This is a genomic window from Coleofasciculus sp. FACHB-542, assembly GCF_014695825.1.
Classification (GTDB): Bacteria; Cyanobacteriota; Cyanobacteriia; order Cyanobacteriales; family FACHB-T130; genus FACHB-T130.
This window is the reverse complement of record NZ_JACJPB010000054.1, coordinates 1-17,740: the sequence shown is the minus strand read 5'-3', so window position 1 is coordinate 17,740 and position 17,740 is coordinate 1. Positions and strand designations below refer to the sequence as shown.

Genomic DNA, 17,740 nt, shown 5'->3' with positions numbered 1-17,740 from the left:
TATAAATAGATTATGAGTCGTCAGAAATTTAATCTCTTCAGATTGATTGGGCAACGCTTACGCCAATCTCTAGCAGTTTTCCGATATAGCGATCGCGCGATTAGTTTAGTCTGGACTACCAGCCGCATTCTCACGATCGTTCTTGCCGCTTTCACCTTATTCGCCGGTTTGCTACCAGGGGCTGTTGCTTATGTCAGCAAGTTAATCGTCGATGGGGTAGTTTTGGCTTCTCAAACCGGCTTGCAAAGCGATCGCTGGACAGCGTTAGGTTATGTAGGATTAGAAGCGATCGCTGTCCTGTTGTTGGCAGGTAGTCAAAGAGGTTTATCCGTTTGTCAATCCTTGCTGCGAGTGTTGCTGGGTCAGCGAGTAAATGTCTTAATTTTGGAAAAGGCACTCACACTCAACCTTACGCACTTTGAGGATTCCGAGTTTTACGACAAGATGAATCGGGCGCGGATGGAAGCATCCAGTCGTCCCTTGTTGCTAGTCAGCCGGACTTTCAGCTTAATTCAGAGCGGTCTGTCGCTTGTCACCTACGGCGGTTTGCTGCTGCAATTCTCCATTTGGGCAGTCGTGGTACTGGTTGTAGCCGCCTTACCTGCCTTTATCGCCGAAACTCGCTTTTCCGGGGAAGCTTTTCGCTTGTTTCGCTGGCGATCGCCTGAAACCCGCCAACAACACTACCTGGAAACACTGATTGCGCGGGAAGATTATGCCAAAGAGGTGAAATTGTATCAGTTGGGGCCGATGTTGCTGCAACGCTATCAAGATATCTTCTCGCGGCTGTACGGCGAAGACCGGGATTTAACGTTACGGCGAGGATTCTGGGGTTACTTGCTGGGGAGTTTGAGTACCGCCGCCTTCTATGTCGCCTACGCCTGGATTGTCCTAGAAGCGATTGCGGGTCGGATTTCTCTCGGCGACATGACGATGTACTTGATGGTGTTTCGGCAAGGACAGTCTACCTTCTCCGCCGCCCTGACTTCCATTGGGGGAATGTATGAAGACAACCTGTATCTCTCCAACCTCTACGAGTTTCTAGAACAAGACATCCCCAAAACTTGGGGGATGGCAACTCAGGGTGTACTTCCGAATGATGGGGTGCGTTTCGAGAATGTCTATTTCACCTACCCAGGAAGCCCTCAACCCGCCTTAAATGGAGTCTCGTTACACCTGAAACCAGGAGAAAAACTAGCGATTGTCGGAGAGAACGGTTCTGGAAAAACCACGCTAATTAAACTGTTAACTCGATTGTACGCCCCCGATTCTGGGCGCATCTTACTCGATGGCTTGGATTTGCCGGAATGGGACATTGAGGTGCTGCACCGACGGATTGGCGTGATTTTCCAGAACTTCGTCCGCTACCAGTTTACGGTCGGCGAGAATGTGGGCGTTGGAGATGTCAACTACTTACAAGACGAAAAACACTGGGAAATTGCCTCAGAAAAAGGCATGGCGAAACCTTTTATCGAAACGATGTCAGACGGGTTTCAGACTCAGTTAGGACGATGGTTTAAAGGAGGAACGGAACTTTCTGGCGGTCAGTGGCAAAAAATCGCCCTCTCTCGCGCTTTTATGCGAACGAAAGCGGATATCTTGGTATTGGATGAACCAACGGCGGCGATGGACGCAGAAGCGGAAGTGATGATTTTTGATCGCTTTCGGACGGTAACAAAAAATCAGATGGTTCTCCTCATTTCCCACCGCTTCTCAACGGTGCGAATGGCTGACAAGATTGTAGTTTTGGAAGCCGGAAAGGTGATAGAACAAGGAAGTCACGAGGAGTTATTGAAAGCTGGAGGACGCTACGCGCGGTTGTTCACGTTGCAAGCAGCGGGATACCAGTAGAAATGACTAATCCGATTGGGGGATTCCGATCGAATTAGCAACTATCGCGAGCGATCGCTAGTCGAGGAGAACAGGCACAACGGAGATTTGCCTTTCCCTAGGATTTTTCAGGTATCGCGGAATAATGAATTTCACTCATAAAGCGATCGCTATTTTAGGAATTATTACTTCCCTCGCCGGATTGATGATTGCTAGCCGCGTCACCCTTCACTCATCAGGCAACGCACAGCAATCACAGACACAAATTCCCGTAAATCTACGCTACAGCATTGCTAATCTGGACACCCTCAATAGCCGTGCCAGCGTCGCTAAAAAAATTAATAATAACGGTCAAGTTGTTGGCTTTTTTAACCCTAACGACAGTACCCAAAATGCCTTCATCTATCATGATGGCAAAATGACCGAAATTAACAGTCTTAACAGCCGCTACAACGCTGCTACGAGTATCAATGACAACGGGGAAATAGTCGGTGTGATGACCTTTGCTAACGATAATTATCACGCCTTCTTTTATAAAAATGGCAAGACAATTGACCTTGGCACCTTTGGCGGTAAAAGCAGCGATGCCAGAAGTATCAATCGTAAAGGTCAAATAGTCGGATTTGCCGAGACTCGCAACGATAAGGCGCACGCCTTCCTGTACAGTAACGGCAAGAAGATTGACCTCGGCACCTTCGGAGGTGCGAATAGCTACGCTAACGACATCAATGAAAACGGACAAGTCGTTGGTTCCGCAGAGAATGGCGATCGCATTCCCCAAGCTTTCCTCTACAGCGGCGGCAAGATGGTGAACCTTGGCACTTTAGGGGGACAAAGCAGCACTGCTAATAGTATTAACAACCAAGGTCAGATAGTTGGTGTGGCAGACACCGCGAATTATCGCCCTCAAGCCTTCCTCTACAACAATGGCAAGATGCTCGACCTCGGAACTTTAGGGGGACAAAGCAGCATTGCTCACAGTATCAACAATCTTGGGCAAGTGGTCGGTGAAGCAGAGAATGCCAGCCGCATCCCCCGCGCCTTTCTTTACAGTGGCGATCGCATGATTGACCTAAATCACGTCATTCCAGCCAATTCGGGTTGGGATTTAACTAGTGCCACCGACATTAGCGATCGCGGAGTCATTGTTGGCATTGGTACTTATAACGGCAAAACCCAAGCTTTCCAGTTAACACCCTTTACACGCTAATGCCGTTTCACGGCTTGTCCGCAAAAATTCCCTTAATGCCTTTGAAAAAAGCGTCGAAAACGTGAAATTCTCTTCTCTCTGTGTACTTTGCTACAAGTCTTTAAGTTGGTGCAATTGGAGCTAAGTTGCTTCTAAGCTTTTCTTGATGCGAACAGGCCAGACGCCAAAAGCAATCAAACGCGCCGGGATGTCGCGCAAAATCGGTAACCGAAGCAAGAATGGCGGCTTAAATGTCTGGGTCGAGTCAATCGCCCTCGCAATAACCCGCTGCTGAACCAAAGACTGAAAGGCTTGAATAATCCGCGTCGGTAACTCCCGCTGGCGTTGTACTTTCGCCAAGTCGCTTTCTTGCAATTGTCCTTTTTTCAGCGGCTCACTCAGCACATTTGCAGCGACCACTGCATCCTGAATCGCGTAGTTAATGCCAACTCCACCAACTGGCGACATGACGTGAGCCGCATCGCCAATCAGCAGCAAACCAGGGCGATACCAACGCTTGACGCGGCTAGACTCGACGGTAAGCAGCGCCACTTGGCTCCAATCATGTAATTCTTGCATCCGGTCTGCAAACAGGGGTGATATCTCAGCTACAGACTGACGCAAAGTTTCTAAACCCGCTTCCCGCAACTGTTGATAGCTACCCTTAGGAATCACATAGCCAACCTGCCAATAATCAAAGCGGTTCAGCAGAACCAAAAGATGACCGCCAGCAACGCGCCCCATTGTTTCTTCGGGATCGTCCGCTTTGCGAGGTAAGCGGAACCAAAGCACATCCATTGGCGGCGAAGTCTTGATCGGTTCCATCCCGGCTAATTGGCGGATGCGAGAGAAGCGTCCGTCTGCGCCAATGGTCACTTGACATCGGACTTCATGCCAGCCGCCGTGTCCCCGGTAGCGTACACCCTGGATGACCCCATTTTCTTCAATCAACTCCTGTACGTTCGCTCCCATCACCATCTGAAAATTTGGATAGCGTTTCGCTTCTTCAGTAATGAATTGCAGGAAATCTACCTGGGGAAGCATGGTGATGTAGGGGTACTTCGTCTTCAAGTGGCTGAGGTCAACAAATCGAATCGGCCCCTCGGTCGTCTTCAGAGTAAGACTGGGAACCTTTGTGTGACGCATCTGCAACAAGCGATCCGCCAAACCGAGTTCATCCATGATTTCCATCACCGATGGATGAAGCGTGTCTCCCCGAAAATCGCGGTCGAAATCTTTGTGTACCTCCAGCAACATCACTGGGATGCCTTGACGGGCTAGGAGAAGCGCTAGGACAGCCCCCGCAGGCCCTCCACCGACAATGCAGCAGTGTGTTTGCTGTACATCAAGAATATCGTGGGTCGTGGCGGGGATCTCGGTCTGCGGAGTAGTTGGAATTGCGTTCATCTTGAACACCTCGTGAAATCAGTTCAACTTGAAATCAGTTCAACTAGAGGCGATCGCTTCTGTTTCTAAAATCGGCTGGGAAAGAACAGAGGCTTGCATTTCCATCGTTGCAACTAATTCTTTGGGTGCATTCACCCGACTGGGGGATTCTAAATATTCACCCGTAACGGCTGGCGAAACTGCCTTCATCTGGTGACGAATGCTGTGGTATCGATGAGTCTGAGCAATAATATCTCGCTCTTGCATCGAGTCATTGGCAATTTTCTTCCGCAGTTTAATAATTGCATCAATCACGGCTTCTGGTCTGGGAGGACAACCCGGCAGATAAACATCGACCGGAATCAACTTATCGACTCCTCGCACCGCTGTTGGTGAGTCTGCGCTAAACATACCGCCGGTAATTGTGCAAGCACCCATTGCAATGACGTACTTGGGTTCTGGCATTTGTTCGTAGAGGCGCACCAATGTTGGAGCCATTTTCATCGTGATGGTGCCTGCGGTAATCATCAAGTCAGCTTGACGAGGACTTGCCCAAGGTTTCAAGCCAAATCTGTCAAAATCAAAACGGGCTGCAAACATCCCCATCATTTCAATAAAACAGCAGGCAGTCCCAAACATCATAGGCCACAAGCTGGAGAGGCGTGCCCAGTTGTAAAAATCGTCTACGGTTGTCAAAACGACATTTTCAGAAAGACTATGGGTAATCTCAGGTCGTTCAATGGGGTTGAGAATCTGAGTTTTTTGATTGTCAGGTTCAATAATGGTTGCTGTCGGATTCATCTTTTCCTCCTTTAGCTCAATCTATAAACGCTTGCATCGAGAATGTTGTGGGTCTCGATCCGCATAGAAGTTGGAATTGCGTTCATCTTGAACACCTCGTGAAATCAGTTCAACTAGAGGCGATCGCTTCTGTTTCTCATATCAGCTGGGGAAGAACAGAGGCTTACATTCCTATCGTTACAACTAATTCTTTGCGTGCATTCACCCGACTGGGCGATTCTAAATATTCTCCAGTCAAAATCAAAACGGGCTGTGAACGTCCCTTCCATGAAGGCAAAAGCACTCCTGAACAGGATAGACCATAAACTGAACAGGGTTGCCCGGTTGTAGAGGTCATCTACAGTTTCTGAAGCAATATTTTTAGAAAGACTACAAGTAATTTTAAATTTCTTTATTGATTAATGAATTCGTTATTCTTTAATAGCAACTGTTTAATAACTAATGAGCAAGCGAATTTTTATTAATTAACAACGAGTAAACTGCAACTCCTCAAGAAAATAGGATCAGAAGAATTGAAATCGATTGCGACCCTGTTCTTTAGCACGGTACATAGCAGAGTCTGCATTTTTAATTAAGGTATCTACAGTGTTCCCATTAAAAGGATAGATGCTAATACCAATACTGACAGTTACGAAGATAGTTTGTCCGTTGAGAATGAAAGGCTGAGATAGGGTTGATAAAGTCTTTTCTGCAACTCTGGCAGCATCTTGAACTCTACTAATTGCAGGTAAAATTACTGTAAATTCGTCACCACCCAAACGCGAGACGGTATCACTGCCGCGCAAGCAACCCGTGAGTCGTTGAGCGACCATCCGTAACAGCAGGTCGCCCATGTCATGTCCGAGGGTGTCATTAACCTGCTTAAAGCCATCCAGATCAAGAAACAAAAGAGCAAACAACTGGTTATTACTACTACCCCATTCTAGAGCTTGAACCATGCGTTCATAGAATTGTTTACGGTTAGGTAGACCAGTCAGTGGATCGTGATAAGCCAGATGACGCATCTGGTCTTCTGAAAGCTTTAATTCGGCGTTAGAACGGATTAACTCTTCTGCCGTTCGTTTCAACTCTTCTTCTATCCGCTTGCGTTCAGTGATATCTCGGATGACACCAACTAAAAAAATATTACCGGCAGCATCTTTGTGGAGCGATCGCTTGGTAGCGATTAGGTGAGTTGTACCAAAGATATCCGTAAATTCTTCTTCATTTTCTTGCTCCTCACCACCTTGTAACACTTGCTCATTGTTCTGCCAAAAAACTTCAGCCTCATGTTTAGGAAAAAACTCATAAGCAGACTTTTTAAGTAAAGTTTCTAGGGGATAACCAATAAATTTGCAATATGCCTGATTTAAAATAATCCAACGATGTTCTTTGTCTTTGACAAAAATTGGATCGGGGATGGTATTAATCACCTTCTGCAAAAACTCTTTAGAGCGTTTTAACTCCTCCTCCAAATAAGCCAGATGACTCACGATCGCGATCGCAGACCCTACAAGCCCCAGGAGTGGAGGAATCAGCGGTATCCACCAACCGAAGAGAAAGGCCAGGTAGGAAATACTGAGCAATCCAGCCCCAGCCGCTAAAATACTGAGACCAGACTTTCTAGGGAGACGCAATCGCCAACTAATATAGGCACCTATCCAGGACCAAACCAAAATCCACAAGGCTTCTACGAGATCGGGCCAGACGTTGATTAAGGAACGTCCGTCCAGAGCAGCGCTCAGGAACGCACTGGTAAAATTGGCTTGGAGTTCGACACCTGAAATCCTTTGTGCGCCTTGGTTGAGACGGCTACTGTAAGGGGTGTAGAAAAAATCCTGGAGGCTGGGTGCGGTTGAACCAATCAAAACAATGCGATCGCGTAAAAGGCTCGGTTGTACCCGGTTTTCCAGAATATCTACCATTGAAACAATCTGAAAGCTATTGGGTTGCTTAAAGTTGGCTAATATTTGATAACCCTGGGCATTAGCCGTCACATAAGCCCCATCATTTGATTTAAAAACTGGGAAGACACCCCTACCTAGCTGTAGGTAATCGGGGTTCACGCGCGACGGACTCGGAGTAATTCCCTTTTCCTTCAAATAAATCAACGCCAACTGGAGCGAAAAACTTGTATGTAGTTTGTTATCTACGTGTGCATATAAAAAGCTACGGCGCACCTTACCATCAGCATCAACGACCACATTATTAAAACCAACTTGCTGGAGACGGTTTAGTACTGGGGATGGTGGAACACCCAAGCTTTTTTCAGTCTTCAATAGTTCAATTCCGATCAAGTTAGGGATAGTTTGACCAGCTTTGATGAATTCTACATGACCGGGTGGTACTGGGAGATCGCGATAAATATCCAGACCAATCGCTCGTGGCTCAAAGGCATTTAATTTTTGTACTAAAGTTGCCATGACTCCATCAGGAATGGGCCATTGTCCCACCTGCTTTAAGTCTTTTTCATTAATTTCGACAATCACTATGCGCTCGTCTATTGGTTCTGGAGGACGCAAACGGAACAGCTGGTCTAAGGCTGCCAACTCCCAGGACTGAAACAGTCCAGCCATCCGCAGGATAATGATGCAGCTTGCAACAGCCGACGAAGCGATCGGCACTCGGCGCTCTTGTTGAAGCTGTTGCTTCAATCTTGTCCATATACTTTTTTTTACCATCGACCTGGTTACAGGGTTATGCAAACAATTTTGTTGTATACACCATCGTGATACAACTTTCCTCAGTATGTGTAGATGGCTCGGTGAAAATTTTGAGTCTGGTCAATGAGAGACTTTTTTAAAATCAGAGTTGCTGATTATCCTTTCTTCAATACTAGGACAGCAGCGTTGTTGCTGTTTTGGCTATCCGTAAAGTGCTAAATAATTGGATGATGAAACGATACCTCAACATGCCAAAGATTGTGCCGTAGAAGTATTCGGTTTTGATTTTAGCAACTGCTGAAAAGACCAAATAATTCTACGGCAAATATCTTTTTTTCCGTTTCGGGTGACATCGCTATTTTCTAGGGCACCCAAATTTAAAGTCCCGGCAAGGAGTTCTGAAAGTTGCGAGGTCCTGTATAACCCGTTAAATCAGCCAGTGTCTCTAAAGATTTCACACCTGGATCGACCAATTTACCCTTGACTTCCCAGCTGGGGTAGCTTTTAATCCCTGCTTTTTGGCAGATTTCTGCCTGCTGCTGTGGTGCTTTGGGATCGGCACACTCAATATAATTTATTTGGCTGAATGCCTCTTTCCCAAACAATTGTTTTTGATCGTGGCAGTGAGAACACCAGAAAGCACCGTACATCTTTGCTCCTGCTGCTTCAAGATGTTTCGCTAAAGCAACTTCTGCGGAGCTAGAGACGGTGGTAATGGGAAATGTTTGCGATCCGGTGGTGGCAGAGCCACCCCCTGAAGCAACTGGTGACTTCACAGTGGCATAGACGCCCAGAGTGCTAACTAGGGCTACCATTGCCACGACGATCCCGGTAAAAAAGAGTTGTCCCCAGTCCTCCCAAGCGCGACCGATCAAGGTCAGCACTAACAAGCTAAGGGAGAAGAAAGCGGAGGCAAGACAGTAAAGACAAACGGCTTTGATTTCAAATGCCAGTAGATACATCAAGTAGCCACTGAAAACCGTCATAGCGGTGCCACCGGCAAATAATAGCAACCATGTCCAGTTTTCTAGTTGAGAATGCAGGTCTTTTTTTTCAACTGGGTTAGCTGCCATTGGAGCGAGGGCAAAAGCGACCATGCTGACATAAGCCAGCAAGCCAAACAAAGTTAAGGGAACACCAAAGACGGTGGCGTAGGGGCTGGAGAGGACTTGATTGCAACCGCTGGTGGGACAGGCAGCAGAGCCTCCTGTTAGCTTGACTACGGTTAGATAGCCCGTCACTAAGGCACCTAAAATAGCGATCGCCGCAATCAGCAGACGCGACCAGCGATGAATCCAGGGAGTAGAACGTCGGCGGCTCATGTCAGAACTGAGGTAGGAGGGCTGAGAAGTGAGAATCGAAAACTGAAGCGCGAAATTATCGCAGGTTAGAGAACTCAGTAAAAAGTTTTGAGATGTTAGTTTTTTGGAGTTAATTTAGAAAACCAACAACTAAAAACTAACAACTAACAACTGCAACTAACAACTAATAAGTGACCGAAGAAACTGGCTTGGGTTCCGCTTTGGTCGCAAAGCTGCGTCGGGTTGCTTCCACAAATTGGCTGACCCGAATCGGGTCAATGGGCTGCTCGATCCGCCCGTGGCGCTTGAGAGAGCTGGAAACAATCACGCCATCTGCGGCTTGCATCAGCGTAGAAATATTTTCCCAGTTGGCACCACTGCCGATAAATACGGGCGTCCCGTTGGCAGCAGCGGTTGCTAGTTCCAAGTCTTCTAGACTCGGAGGGCTACCCGTCGCCCAGCCACTTAAAATGACGCCATCTGCTAAACCCCGCTCAATTGTCTCTTGCACTGCTGTGGTTAGATTTGGGGAACCTAAGGGGCGACCGTGCTTGACTAAGACATCTGCCAAAATTTTTACATTACTGCCCAGTTCCCGACGGTAACGGAGCAATTGATGCGCCTCTCCCTCAATCAGCCCTTGGTCAGTTGCCATGACCCCGGTGAGGACGTTGACGCGGATAAACTGAGCGTGGACGCAGGATGCAATTGCGATCGCGCTATGGGCATCATTGCGTAATACATTAATGCCTACAGGTAACGTCACCAAGTTCATGAGCCGCTGGATAATCAGTGTCATTGCACTAACGACCGCTGGATCTACCTGGTTTTTACTAAAAGGGGCGTCAAAGAAATTTTCCACAATAATGCCGTTTACGCCTCCAGCAGATAGCGCGGTCGCTTCCTGCTCAGCTCGATCGATAACCGCTTTCAGGCTACCTCCCCAGCGGGGAGATGTCGGCAGCGGCAGAAGATGAACCACGCCAATGATGGGATTCGGTGTCTTGAAGATTTGATTTAAGTCCACTTGTCTACCTGAAAACACCGGCGAATTCTTGCTACACCTGTCGGTTATTCTCCTCCAAGCAGCAAAAATGGCAGTGAAATGAATCGCATCTTGGATGATGCCATTCTAGAATTTTATCTAGAATGGAGACAGGGGTAGATACCACTATCCAGTTCCCTACTCTGGTTGGTGAGTGGAAGATAGATTCTTCAACGACTCAACTCCTATCTTCATACCCAAACCCGATCCTCCCAGTTTGACACTCACGTCCCACTGGGTCGTACACTGCTGTGCCAAGAATAGGGTATAATATTTTGGCTTCAGCTTCTAACAGAATTTCTTTAGCCGTATCTAAACCGCATGTGCAATAAGCCAACAATTGCAATTTCTCACTTGGGCTGCGAAAAAAACCGTATTGATACCGAACATATGTTAGGTCTGTTGGTACAGGCAGGGTACCAGGTAGACAGTAATGAAGAATTAGCAGAATATGTTATAGTTAATACATGTAGTTTTATTGAGGCTGCAAGGACAGAGTCTGTCCGCACCTTAGTAGAACTGGCGGAAGCGAACAAAAAGATTGTAATCACAGGCTGCATGGCGCAGCACTTCCAAGAGCAGCTGCTGGATGAATTGCCAGAAGCGGTTGCCGTGGTGGGCACCGGCGATTATCACCAGATCGTCGATGTGGTTCAACGAGTGGAAGGCGGTGAACGGGTCAAGCAAGTTTCAGAGCTGCCGACCTACATAGCCGATGAAACAACGCCTCGCTACCGCACGACATCGGAAGGTGTCGCGTACCTGCGGGTAGCGGAAGGATGTGATTACCGCTGCGCGTTCTGCATTATTCCCCATCTCCGGGGAAATCAGCGATCGCGCTCCATTGAATCCATCGTCGCCGAAGCCCATCAGCTAGCCTCGGAAGGAGTCCAAGAGTTAATTCTCATCTCCCAGATCACTACCAACTACGGTCTGGATATTTACGGGAAGCCGAAACTGGCGGAACTTCTACGGGAGTTGGGAAAGGTTAACATTCCGTGGATTCGGATGCACTATGCCTATCCCACAGGCTTAACACCAGCCGTCATCGAAGCAATTCAGGAGAATCCTAACGTATTGCCCTATTTGGATTTGCCGTTACAGCACTCCCACCCGGAAATTCTCCGCGCCATGAACCGACCTTGGCAGGGACAGGTAAACGACCAAATTATTGAGCGGATTAAAACAGCTCTGCCTGATGCTGTACTGCGAACCACTTTCATTGTCGGGTTCCCTGGCGAAACGGAAGAGCATTTTGCACACTTGCTACAGTTCGTCCAGCGCCATGAATTCGACCATGTAGGTGTGTTTACTTTTTCTCCAGAAGAAGGCACCCCTGCCTTCACCTTGCCCAATCAACTGCCCCAAGAAGTCATGGATATCCGCAGGGATGCCTTGATGGAAGTTCAGCAGCCAATTTCCTTGAGAAAAAATCAAGCTTGTGTCGGCAAGATGGTTGATGTCTTGATTGAGCAAGAACATCCAGAAACTGGGGAATTAATCGGTCGATCTGCCCGATTTTCTCCGGAGGTAGACGGATTAGTCTACGTCCAAGGCGACGTCCCATTAGGTTCTATAGCATCGGTGGAAATTACAAGCACTGACATCTACGACCTGTATGGTCATGTCGTCAAGCCCGAAGCATGAAGAATGACAACTCAAGAATGAAGGCTGAAGAACCAAGGCAAATATTAATTCATACTTCAAACTTCATACTTAAAAACTTCATACTTCGCAATTCACAATTCTCGAACACTAACAACTAACAACAAATTATGACCCTTTCGTTCACAAGCCTAGGCCTTTCAGAAGCTCGCATTCAGCAACTAGAAAAACTAGGCTTCACTGCGCCCACACAAATTCAATCCCAAGCCATTCCTCATCTGTTGGCTGGTCGGGATGTGGTGGGACAATCCCAAACTGGAACCGGCAAAACAGCGGCTTTTTCGCTGCCGATTTTGGAACGGATCGACATTAAAAATCCCGCAGTCCAATCGCTGATTTTGACACCGACGCGGGAATTAGCTCAGCAAGTTGCTCTGGCAATTCGCAGCTTTAGCAACGAGCGGCGGTTGGGCGTGCTGACAGTATATGGCGGTCAAGCTATCGACCGGCAGATCCAGCGCCTCAGACAGGGCGTTCAGATCGTAGTTGGAACCCCAGGACGGGTGATTGATTTGCTCAACCGGGGAGAGCTTAAGCTCGATCAAGTCAACTGGCTGGTATTAGATGAAGCCGATGAAATGTTGAGCATGGGCTTTATTGATGATGTAGAAACCATCCTCAAGCAAGTCCCCACCGAGCGTCAGACGGCATTTTTCTCGGCGACAATGCCGCCGACCATTCAAAAATTGATTGCGAAGTTCTTGCGATCGCCAATGAACGTCTCTGTGGAGCAGCCCAAAGCCGCTCCCTCCCGGATTAACCAGGTGGTGTACATGGTGCCCCGCGGCTGGTCAAAATCTCGCGCCTTGCTGCCCATCCTAGAACTAGAAGATCCCGAATCTGCCCTAATCTTTGTGCGGACACGCAAGACAGCCGCGGAACTGACCAACCAACTGCAAGCTGCCGGTCACAGTGTAGACGAGTACCACGGCGACCTCAATCAACAAGCCCGGGAACGGCTGCTGATGAGGTTCCGCCAACACCAAGTGCGCTGGGTAGTCGCCACCGATATTGCGGCGCGGGGTTTAGACGTTGACCACCTGAGCCATGTGATTAACTACGATCTGCCAGATAGCGTGGAAAGTTACATCCACCGGATCGGGCGTACAGGTCGCGCTGGTAACGCAGGAACAGCCATTTCCCTGATTCAACCGATGGATCGTCGGAAATTGGTGCTAATTGAGCGGAAAGTCCGACAAACCCTGAAAATCGTCCAAATTCCCACACGGGCGGAGATCGAAGGGCGACGTCTGGAAAAACTGCAAGCTCAAGTACGCGAAGTATTGAGCGGAGAGCGCATGGCTTCGTTCTTGCCTGTCGTGGCGCAACTAAGTGAAGAATACGACGCCCACGCGATCGCGGCAGCAGCACTGCAAATGGTGTACGACCAAACTCGTCCCTCTTGGATGTCCAGCGAACAAGAAACACCAATGGACGATCGGGGAATCTCTACTAAGCCAAAGCTGATCAAGCGTCCCAAACCAGAAGTGAAAAGCGAGAACACAGAAGTCAGAAGGCAAAAGCCTGAAGAAATCCGCAATTAAAGTAGCGTAGAAAACGAAAATTTCTTCTAGCTTCTGTTGAAGGAGAGAGAATAAATGACAGGGGTGAACTTCTCCCCGTCTCCCCTCTCCATTTTGAGAAGAGTGGGTTTAGTTCAAGGGTCGGTTTTTTATAGACAAACTCTGGAGCGAACCCACTTCGGCAATCCCTTTCCCCTCTCTGACTCCTGTGGCTTTAACTGTATCTGCTGCGAATTCTCCTGCCCTAAGTAACCCTGTTGGACGGCAGTCCTGGCCTGGACTGATTGAGGCATATCGGCAATATCTGCCGGTGACGGACACAACGCCAGTCGTAACACTGCTGGAGGGCAATACTCCATTGATCCCGGTTCCCGCGATCTCTCAGATTGTGGGTAAACAGGTGCGCGTGTTGGTGAAGTATGACGGTCTCAATCCCACTGGTAGCTTTAAAGACCGGGGGATGACGATGGCAATTTCTAAGGCAAAGGAAGCTGGTGCCAAAGCCGTCATTTGCGCCAGTACCGGCAACACTTCAGCCGCTGCTGCTGCCTATGCCCGTCGGGGCGGAATGCGAGCGTTTGTATTGATTCCCGATGGTTACGTGGCGCTAGGCAAGTTAGCTCAGGCGTTGCTGTATGGGGCGGAAGTTTTGGCAATTAAAGGAAATTTTGACCGGGCGCTTGAAATTGTACGGGAGATGGCAGAAAATTACCCCGTCACGCTGGTGAACTCGGTAAATCCCTATCGCTTAGAAGGACAAAAAACTGCTGCTTTTGAAGTGGTAGAAGCGTTAGGAAATGCTCCCGATTGGCTGTGCATCCCCGTAGGGAATGCCGGAAATATAACTGCATACTGGATGGGATTTTGTCAATATCATCAGGAAGGGAAATGCGATCGCTTGCCCCGAATGATGGGATTCCAAGCGTCTGGCGCATCTCCCCTGGTTACAGGTCAGGCAGTGCCGAATCCAGAAACCCTGGCAACCGCTATTCGCATCGGTAATCCTGCTAACTGGGAACGGGCGATCGCTACTCAACAAGCCAGCATGGGTCAGTTCAATGCGGTAACAGATGCCGAAATTCTAGAAGCCTATCGTCTCTTGGCATCCGAAGAAGGCATTTTCTGCGAACCGGCTAGTGCGGCTTCCGTCGCTGGACTTCTGAAAGTAAAAGATCAAGTTCCCGCAGGCGCTACCGTAGTGTGCGTCCTGACTGGGAATGGTTTAAAAGACCCAGATACGGCAATTAAACATAGCGAAAATTCGTTTAAACAGGGAATTGAGCCAGATTTAGCGACCGTGGCGCAGGTGATGGGATTTTGAGCAGTTAGGCTCAGTTTCATTAGATTATTTCTGAAGTGTGCGCTCCCTCCAAACCTTCCTTATTGCGGTGGTTAAGGAGGGAACTTCACACCCTTTAAGCTTTTGATCCGGGATTACGCCCCTCCTGTTCTTGTGAAGACGGAGGGGTTTGTTTGTTGTTTTTGCTAGCTTGAGTACTCACTCCTACCCACTGACCGCGCGGAGCTGATTGGCCTGATGCCGCTGGTTGGCGGGTTATGCGCTCCCGGCTAAGTCGATCGAGGGTATCCCCAATCGCAGTCGTTAAACTTCTGCGGGTTTGTGCATGATTGGTCTGCTCAGATTTTAAAGCCTGGGTAAGGCGATCGCGCTCAACCATCGCCTCGGTTAGTTTCGCTTTCAACTCCTCCAAATTTTCTAGTTGTTCTACTTCTGCACGAATCGCCTCCACAGCACCCGGGTTGTCCTCTGTGGGTTGCGGTGAACTCTGGAGTTGCCGTAGTTGACTTTTGAGCTTTTCAATCTGTTGTTGAGCTAGCTTTGCCTCAGTTCGGCGTTGCTGCGCTTCTGTGTTATACAGTTGACGCCAGTTTGCCGCACTTTCCAAAGCCGCATCGCGATCGCGCTCTAACTCTGCTAGCTGCTGTTTCAGGGTCTTAATTTCAGCCAACCACTGCGCTACCTCGTGGGCCATTAATAACGACTCCTCATCGGTTACAACGATCAATTTTTAACAAAATTTGCCGATTTGTCATACACACTATCGATAGTTTTACAAAACCCCTGTAACCTTAGTAGTTGATTTGGCACAGTATAGAAAACGTTGTATACGGAATCAAACAATAATGCGCTCGTTCTTAGCCTATGCTGCGCTTAGAGGCTCCTCAATCCGTTTTTTCCGTTTCTTTCGACATCTCAGCTGGGCGACTTTAAAGAAAACCTTCCAGCGCGTAGCCCAACGGCGGTTAACAGGACTTTCGGCAGAAATGGCCTACAACGCCATGTTAGCTTTGTTTCCAGCCATTTTGGCAATCTTGACCGCAATTGGCCTGTTTCAATCCTCATCAGACACTTTTGAAGGGTTAGCTAAGCAATTGAGTGAAATTGCTCCTCAAGAAGCTCTTTTCCTTATTGAAGGTTTTGCCCGCGAAATCAGTCAATCGCAAAATCAAGGGCTGTTTTCTCTCAGTTTTGTTGCAGCTATTTGGGCGTCTTCTGGGGCGCTGAGTGCCGCCATGACCGCTCTCGATCAAATCCATCAGATTCCGCTAGAACAAACCCGACCCTTTTGGAAAGCCAAATTAATTTCTATCGCTCTAACAATTGGTACCATTGTCCTGCTGATTATTGCTTCCTTTTTAGTATTTATTAGCGACCTAATTGTGAAGCTATTAATCAGCCAAAGTGGATTATTGGAATTGTTAAGTATTTGGCGGCTTTTTAGCTGGCCTTTGGCATTAGGCATTGTTGCCTCAGCCTTTGCTTTTATCTATCGCTATGGTCCTAGCCGCTGGGTTGCTGGAACCCCGATTATGCCAGGAGCAATGGTAGCGGCTGTATCCTGGGCGATTATATCAGCTTTGTTTCGGCTTTACGTCTCTAACTTTGGTAATTACAACAAAGCCTATGGTGCAGTAGGTGCCGTTATTGTTTTAATGCTATGGCTGTATATGAGTTCTCTAGTACTGCTGATTGGCGATCAGTTAAACGTTACGGTGGGAGAATCTATGCGGCATCACAGCAAGGCGAAACTAGCCTCTTTAGAGGCTGAGTCGGCACCAGAATCAAAAGCTGGGTAAATTGAGATTTAAACTTTTTCTGGGTACTTCATTAAGGGAACCGTCGGTGTTTCCTCCTCAATGCGGATTTGCACTTCTTTGACATAGGAACTCATGTAAGACATCACTGCATAGATAAAGAGAACAACACCGACCATCTCCAAGCACTCTTCCAAGCTTGACATCAGCATATATCCAATCGCCTGTATTGTCTGCTTGGTTGAAGTGGCTCCCCAAATTAAACGACCATAGTGATATACGTAAAATCCACTCACTAACTCCATGCCAATCGACCCTCCAACAAAGAAAGTTCCGGCAATCATAAATAAACGCCGTATCTTTGCGGGAAGATGGACGAGAAATTTTAAGAAGAATATTAAGGTAAGAAATACAAAAGCAATACCGAAAATTACCCAAGTATAGTATAAAAATCCGGTAGCTTTGAATGTATCTCGAAGTGGCTCGATCGTCTTTTCATGGAAACTTAGCCATTCGTCTGCTGATAGAAAGAGAAAAAGAACCGACAGAGCGCCCCAGTGGAAGGTATAGCGATCGCTTTCAGTTTTCTTCGCGTAGGTAATAACCGCTAGTAAAATTGAACAAAGTAATAACAGCGATGCTGAAAACAACGCTGGAAAATTTTTCTCGCGATCGACGTTGAATAACTCTACTACTTTATTTAACCATAAGAGCTTATAACCTTGCTGGTATAAGAAGTGCCTTGTTAACTGACTGGCAAGGCTGGCAAAGATGAACCCTATGACTGCGAAAATCAGGAATTTCCTAGCTTTCTTTGGAGAGATGAAAAACTGCATTTTGAAACCTCTCTTAAAAAATTTAAGCTTGGTGAAATGAAGAATTGAAAAATTTCCCGAATTTTTAAAGTGCTATTTGAGTGATAATGGGCGATTAAAAAGCAGGAAGTGTACGGGATTTCTCGGCTAGCGATCGCGATATCCAGCACAAATGGCACGAGGTTACGCTCGTGTTTTGGTAAAAGTCCCGCGTCAAAATGATTAAGAATAAGTTAATGACAGATTAAGCAATATATAACAAAGTGTCAAGTCAAAGTCTATTGAGATTTCCGTCGAAGAATGGACACCGGCACGCAAAAGTGTTATTAAGTCTGCTTTCCAGGAAAGTTGACTCTAAACGATTAACCTAAAATAGACCTCTTGCAAAAGTCGTCGCTGGGGTAATATGGGGTCTAAAATTAGGCGATTGCTAGCTGCCGGTCATAAGTTTTACTCATCTTACCTTTGACTGAGCCGAAGTTCATA

Annotated in this window: 14 protein-coding genes; 7 read left to right on the top strand and 7 right to left on the bottom strand. The window is 47.5% G+C overall.

Annotated elements, in window-relative coordinates:
- Nucleotides 1-12: 12 nt before the first annotated feature.
- Both H6F52_RS22350 and H6F52_RS22345 read left to right on the top strand, forming a co-directional pair.
- Nucleotides 13-1,851, top strand: coding sequence for an ABC transporter ATP-binding protein (locus H6F52_RS22350; protein WP_190536798.1), 1,839 nt, complete (start codon nt 13-15; stop codon nt 1,849-1,851).
- A gap of 124 nt (nt 1,852-1,975) precedes the next feature.
- Entirely contained in the window at nt 1,976-3,040 is a 1,065-nt protein-coding gene (locus H6F52_RS22345; RefSeq protein WP_190536797.1) for a DUF3466 family protein, read from the top strand.
- A gap of 120 nt (nt 3,041-3,160) precedes the next feature.
- Here the strand turns inward: H6F52_RS22345 and H6F52_RS22340 are convergent, their stop codons facing one another.
- Nucleotides 3,161-4,426 carry an FAD-dependent oxidoreductase gene (locus H6F52_RS22340; protein ID WP_190536796.1) on the bottom strand — a complete coding sequence of 422 codons (1,266 nt, stop codon included), beginning with the start codon at nt 4,424-4,426 and terminating at the stop codon, nt 3,161-3,163.
- Between the two features lie 39 nt (nt 4,427-4,465).
- Nucleotides 4,466-5,206, bottom strand: coding sequence for an NADH-quinone oxidoreductase subunit NuoB (gene nuoB / locus H6F52_RS22335; protein WP_190536795.1), 741 nt, complete (start codon nt 5,204-5,206; stop codon nt 4,466-4,468).
- A 98-nt stretch (nt 5,207-5,304) separates the two neighbouring features.
- Between nuoB and H6F52_RS22330 the strand changes: the two genes are divergently transcribed.
- Nucleotides 5,305-5,511, top strand: a complete 207-nt coding sequence (locus H6F52_RS22330; RefSeq protein WP_190428662.1) for a hypothetical protein — start codon at nt 5,305-5,307, stop codon at nt 5,509-5,511.
- 198 nt (nt 5,512-5,709) lie between these two features.
- Here the strand turns inward: H6F52_RS22330 and H6F52_RS22325 are convergent, their stop codons facing one another.
- From H6F52_RS22325 to btpA, 3 genes are all read right to left on the bottom strand, one after another.
- Nucleotides 5,710-7,866 carry a CHASE2 domain-containing protein gene (locus H6F52_RS22325; RefSeq protein WP_190536794.1) on the bottom strand — a complete coding sequence of 719 codons (2,157 nt, stop codon included), beginning with the start codon at nt 7,864-7,866 and terminating at the stop codon, nt 5,710-5,712.
- A 359-nt stretch (nt 7,867-8,225) separates the two neighbouring features.
- Nucleotides 8,226-9,170 carry a vitamin K epoxide reductase family protein gene (locus H6F52_RS22320; RefSeq protein WP_190536793.1) on the bottom strand — a complete coding sequence of 315 codons (945 nt, stop codon included), beginning with the start codon at nt 9,168-9,170 and terminating at the stop codon, nt 8,226-8,228.
- A 163-nt stretch (nt 9,171-9,333) separates the two neighbouring features.
- Nucleotides 9,334-10,176 (bottom strand): photosystem I biogenesis protein BtpA, encoded by an 843-nt coding sequence (gene btpA, locus H6F52_RS22315; protein ID WP_190415113.1) that lies wholly within the window; start codon nt 10,174-10,176, stop codon nt 9,334-9,336.
- A gap of 339 nt (nt 10,177-10,515) precedes the next feature.
- On the opposite strand from btpA, the gene rimO reads away from it, so the two are divergent.
- From rimO to thrC, 3 genes are all read left to right on the top strand, one after another.
- Nucleotides 10,516-11,841, top strand: a complete 1,326-nt coding sequence (gene rimO, locus H6F52_RS22310) for a 30S ribosomal protein S12 methylthiotransferase RimO (RefSeq protein ID WP_190536792.1) — start codon at nt 10,516-10,518, stop codon at nt 11,839-11,841.
- 128 nt (nt 11,842-11,969) lie between these two features.
- Nucleotides 11,970-13,403 carry a DEAD/DEAH box helicase gene (locus H6F52_RS22305; RefSeq protein ID WP_190428666.1) on the top strand — a complete coding sequence of 478 codons (1,434 nt, stop codon included), beginning with the start codon at nt 11,970-11,972 and terminating at the stop codon, nt 13,401-13,403.
- Nucleotides 13,404-13,590: 187 nt separating this feature from the next.
- Nucleotides 13,591-14,703, top strand: coding sequence for a threonine synthase (thrC, locus tag H6F52_RS22300; protein WP_190428669.1), 1,113 nt, complete (start codon nt 13,591-13,593; stop codon nt 14,701-14,703).
- Between the two features lie 94 nt (nt 14,704-14,797).
- Here the strand turns inward: thrC and H6F52_RS22295 are convergent, their stop codons facing one another.
- Entirely contained in the window at nt 14,798-15,376 is a 579-nt protein-coding gene (locus tag H6F52_RS22295) for a hypothetical protein (protein WP_199300683.1), read from the bottom strand.
- Between the two features lie 151 nt (nt 15,377-15,527).
- Here H6F52_RS22295 and H6F52_RS22290 point away from each other — a divergent pair, with 151 nt between their 5' ends.
- A complete protein-coding gene (locus H6F52_RS22290) occupies nt 15,528-16,481 on the top strand; it encodes a YihY/virulence factor BrkB family protein (RefSeq protein WP_190428667.1) in 954 nt (317 codons plus the stop codon).
- A gap of 8 nt (nt 16,482-16,489) precedes the next feature.
- On the opposite strand, the gene H6F52_RS22285 is transcribed toward H6F52_RS22290, so the two are convergent.
- Nucleotides 16,490-17,275, bottom strand: a complete 786-nt coding sequence (locus H6F52_RS22285; protein ID WP_190536791.1) for a hypothetical protein — start codon at nt 17,273-17,275, stop codon at nt 16,490-16,492.
- Nucleotides 17,276-17,740 lie beyond the last annotated feature (465 nt).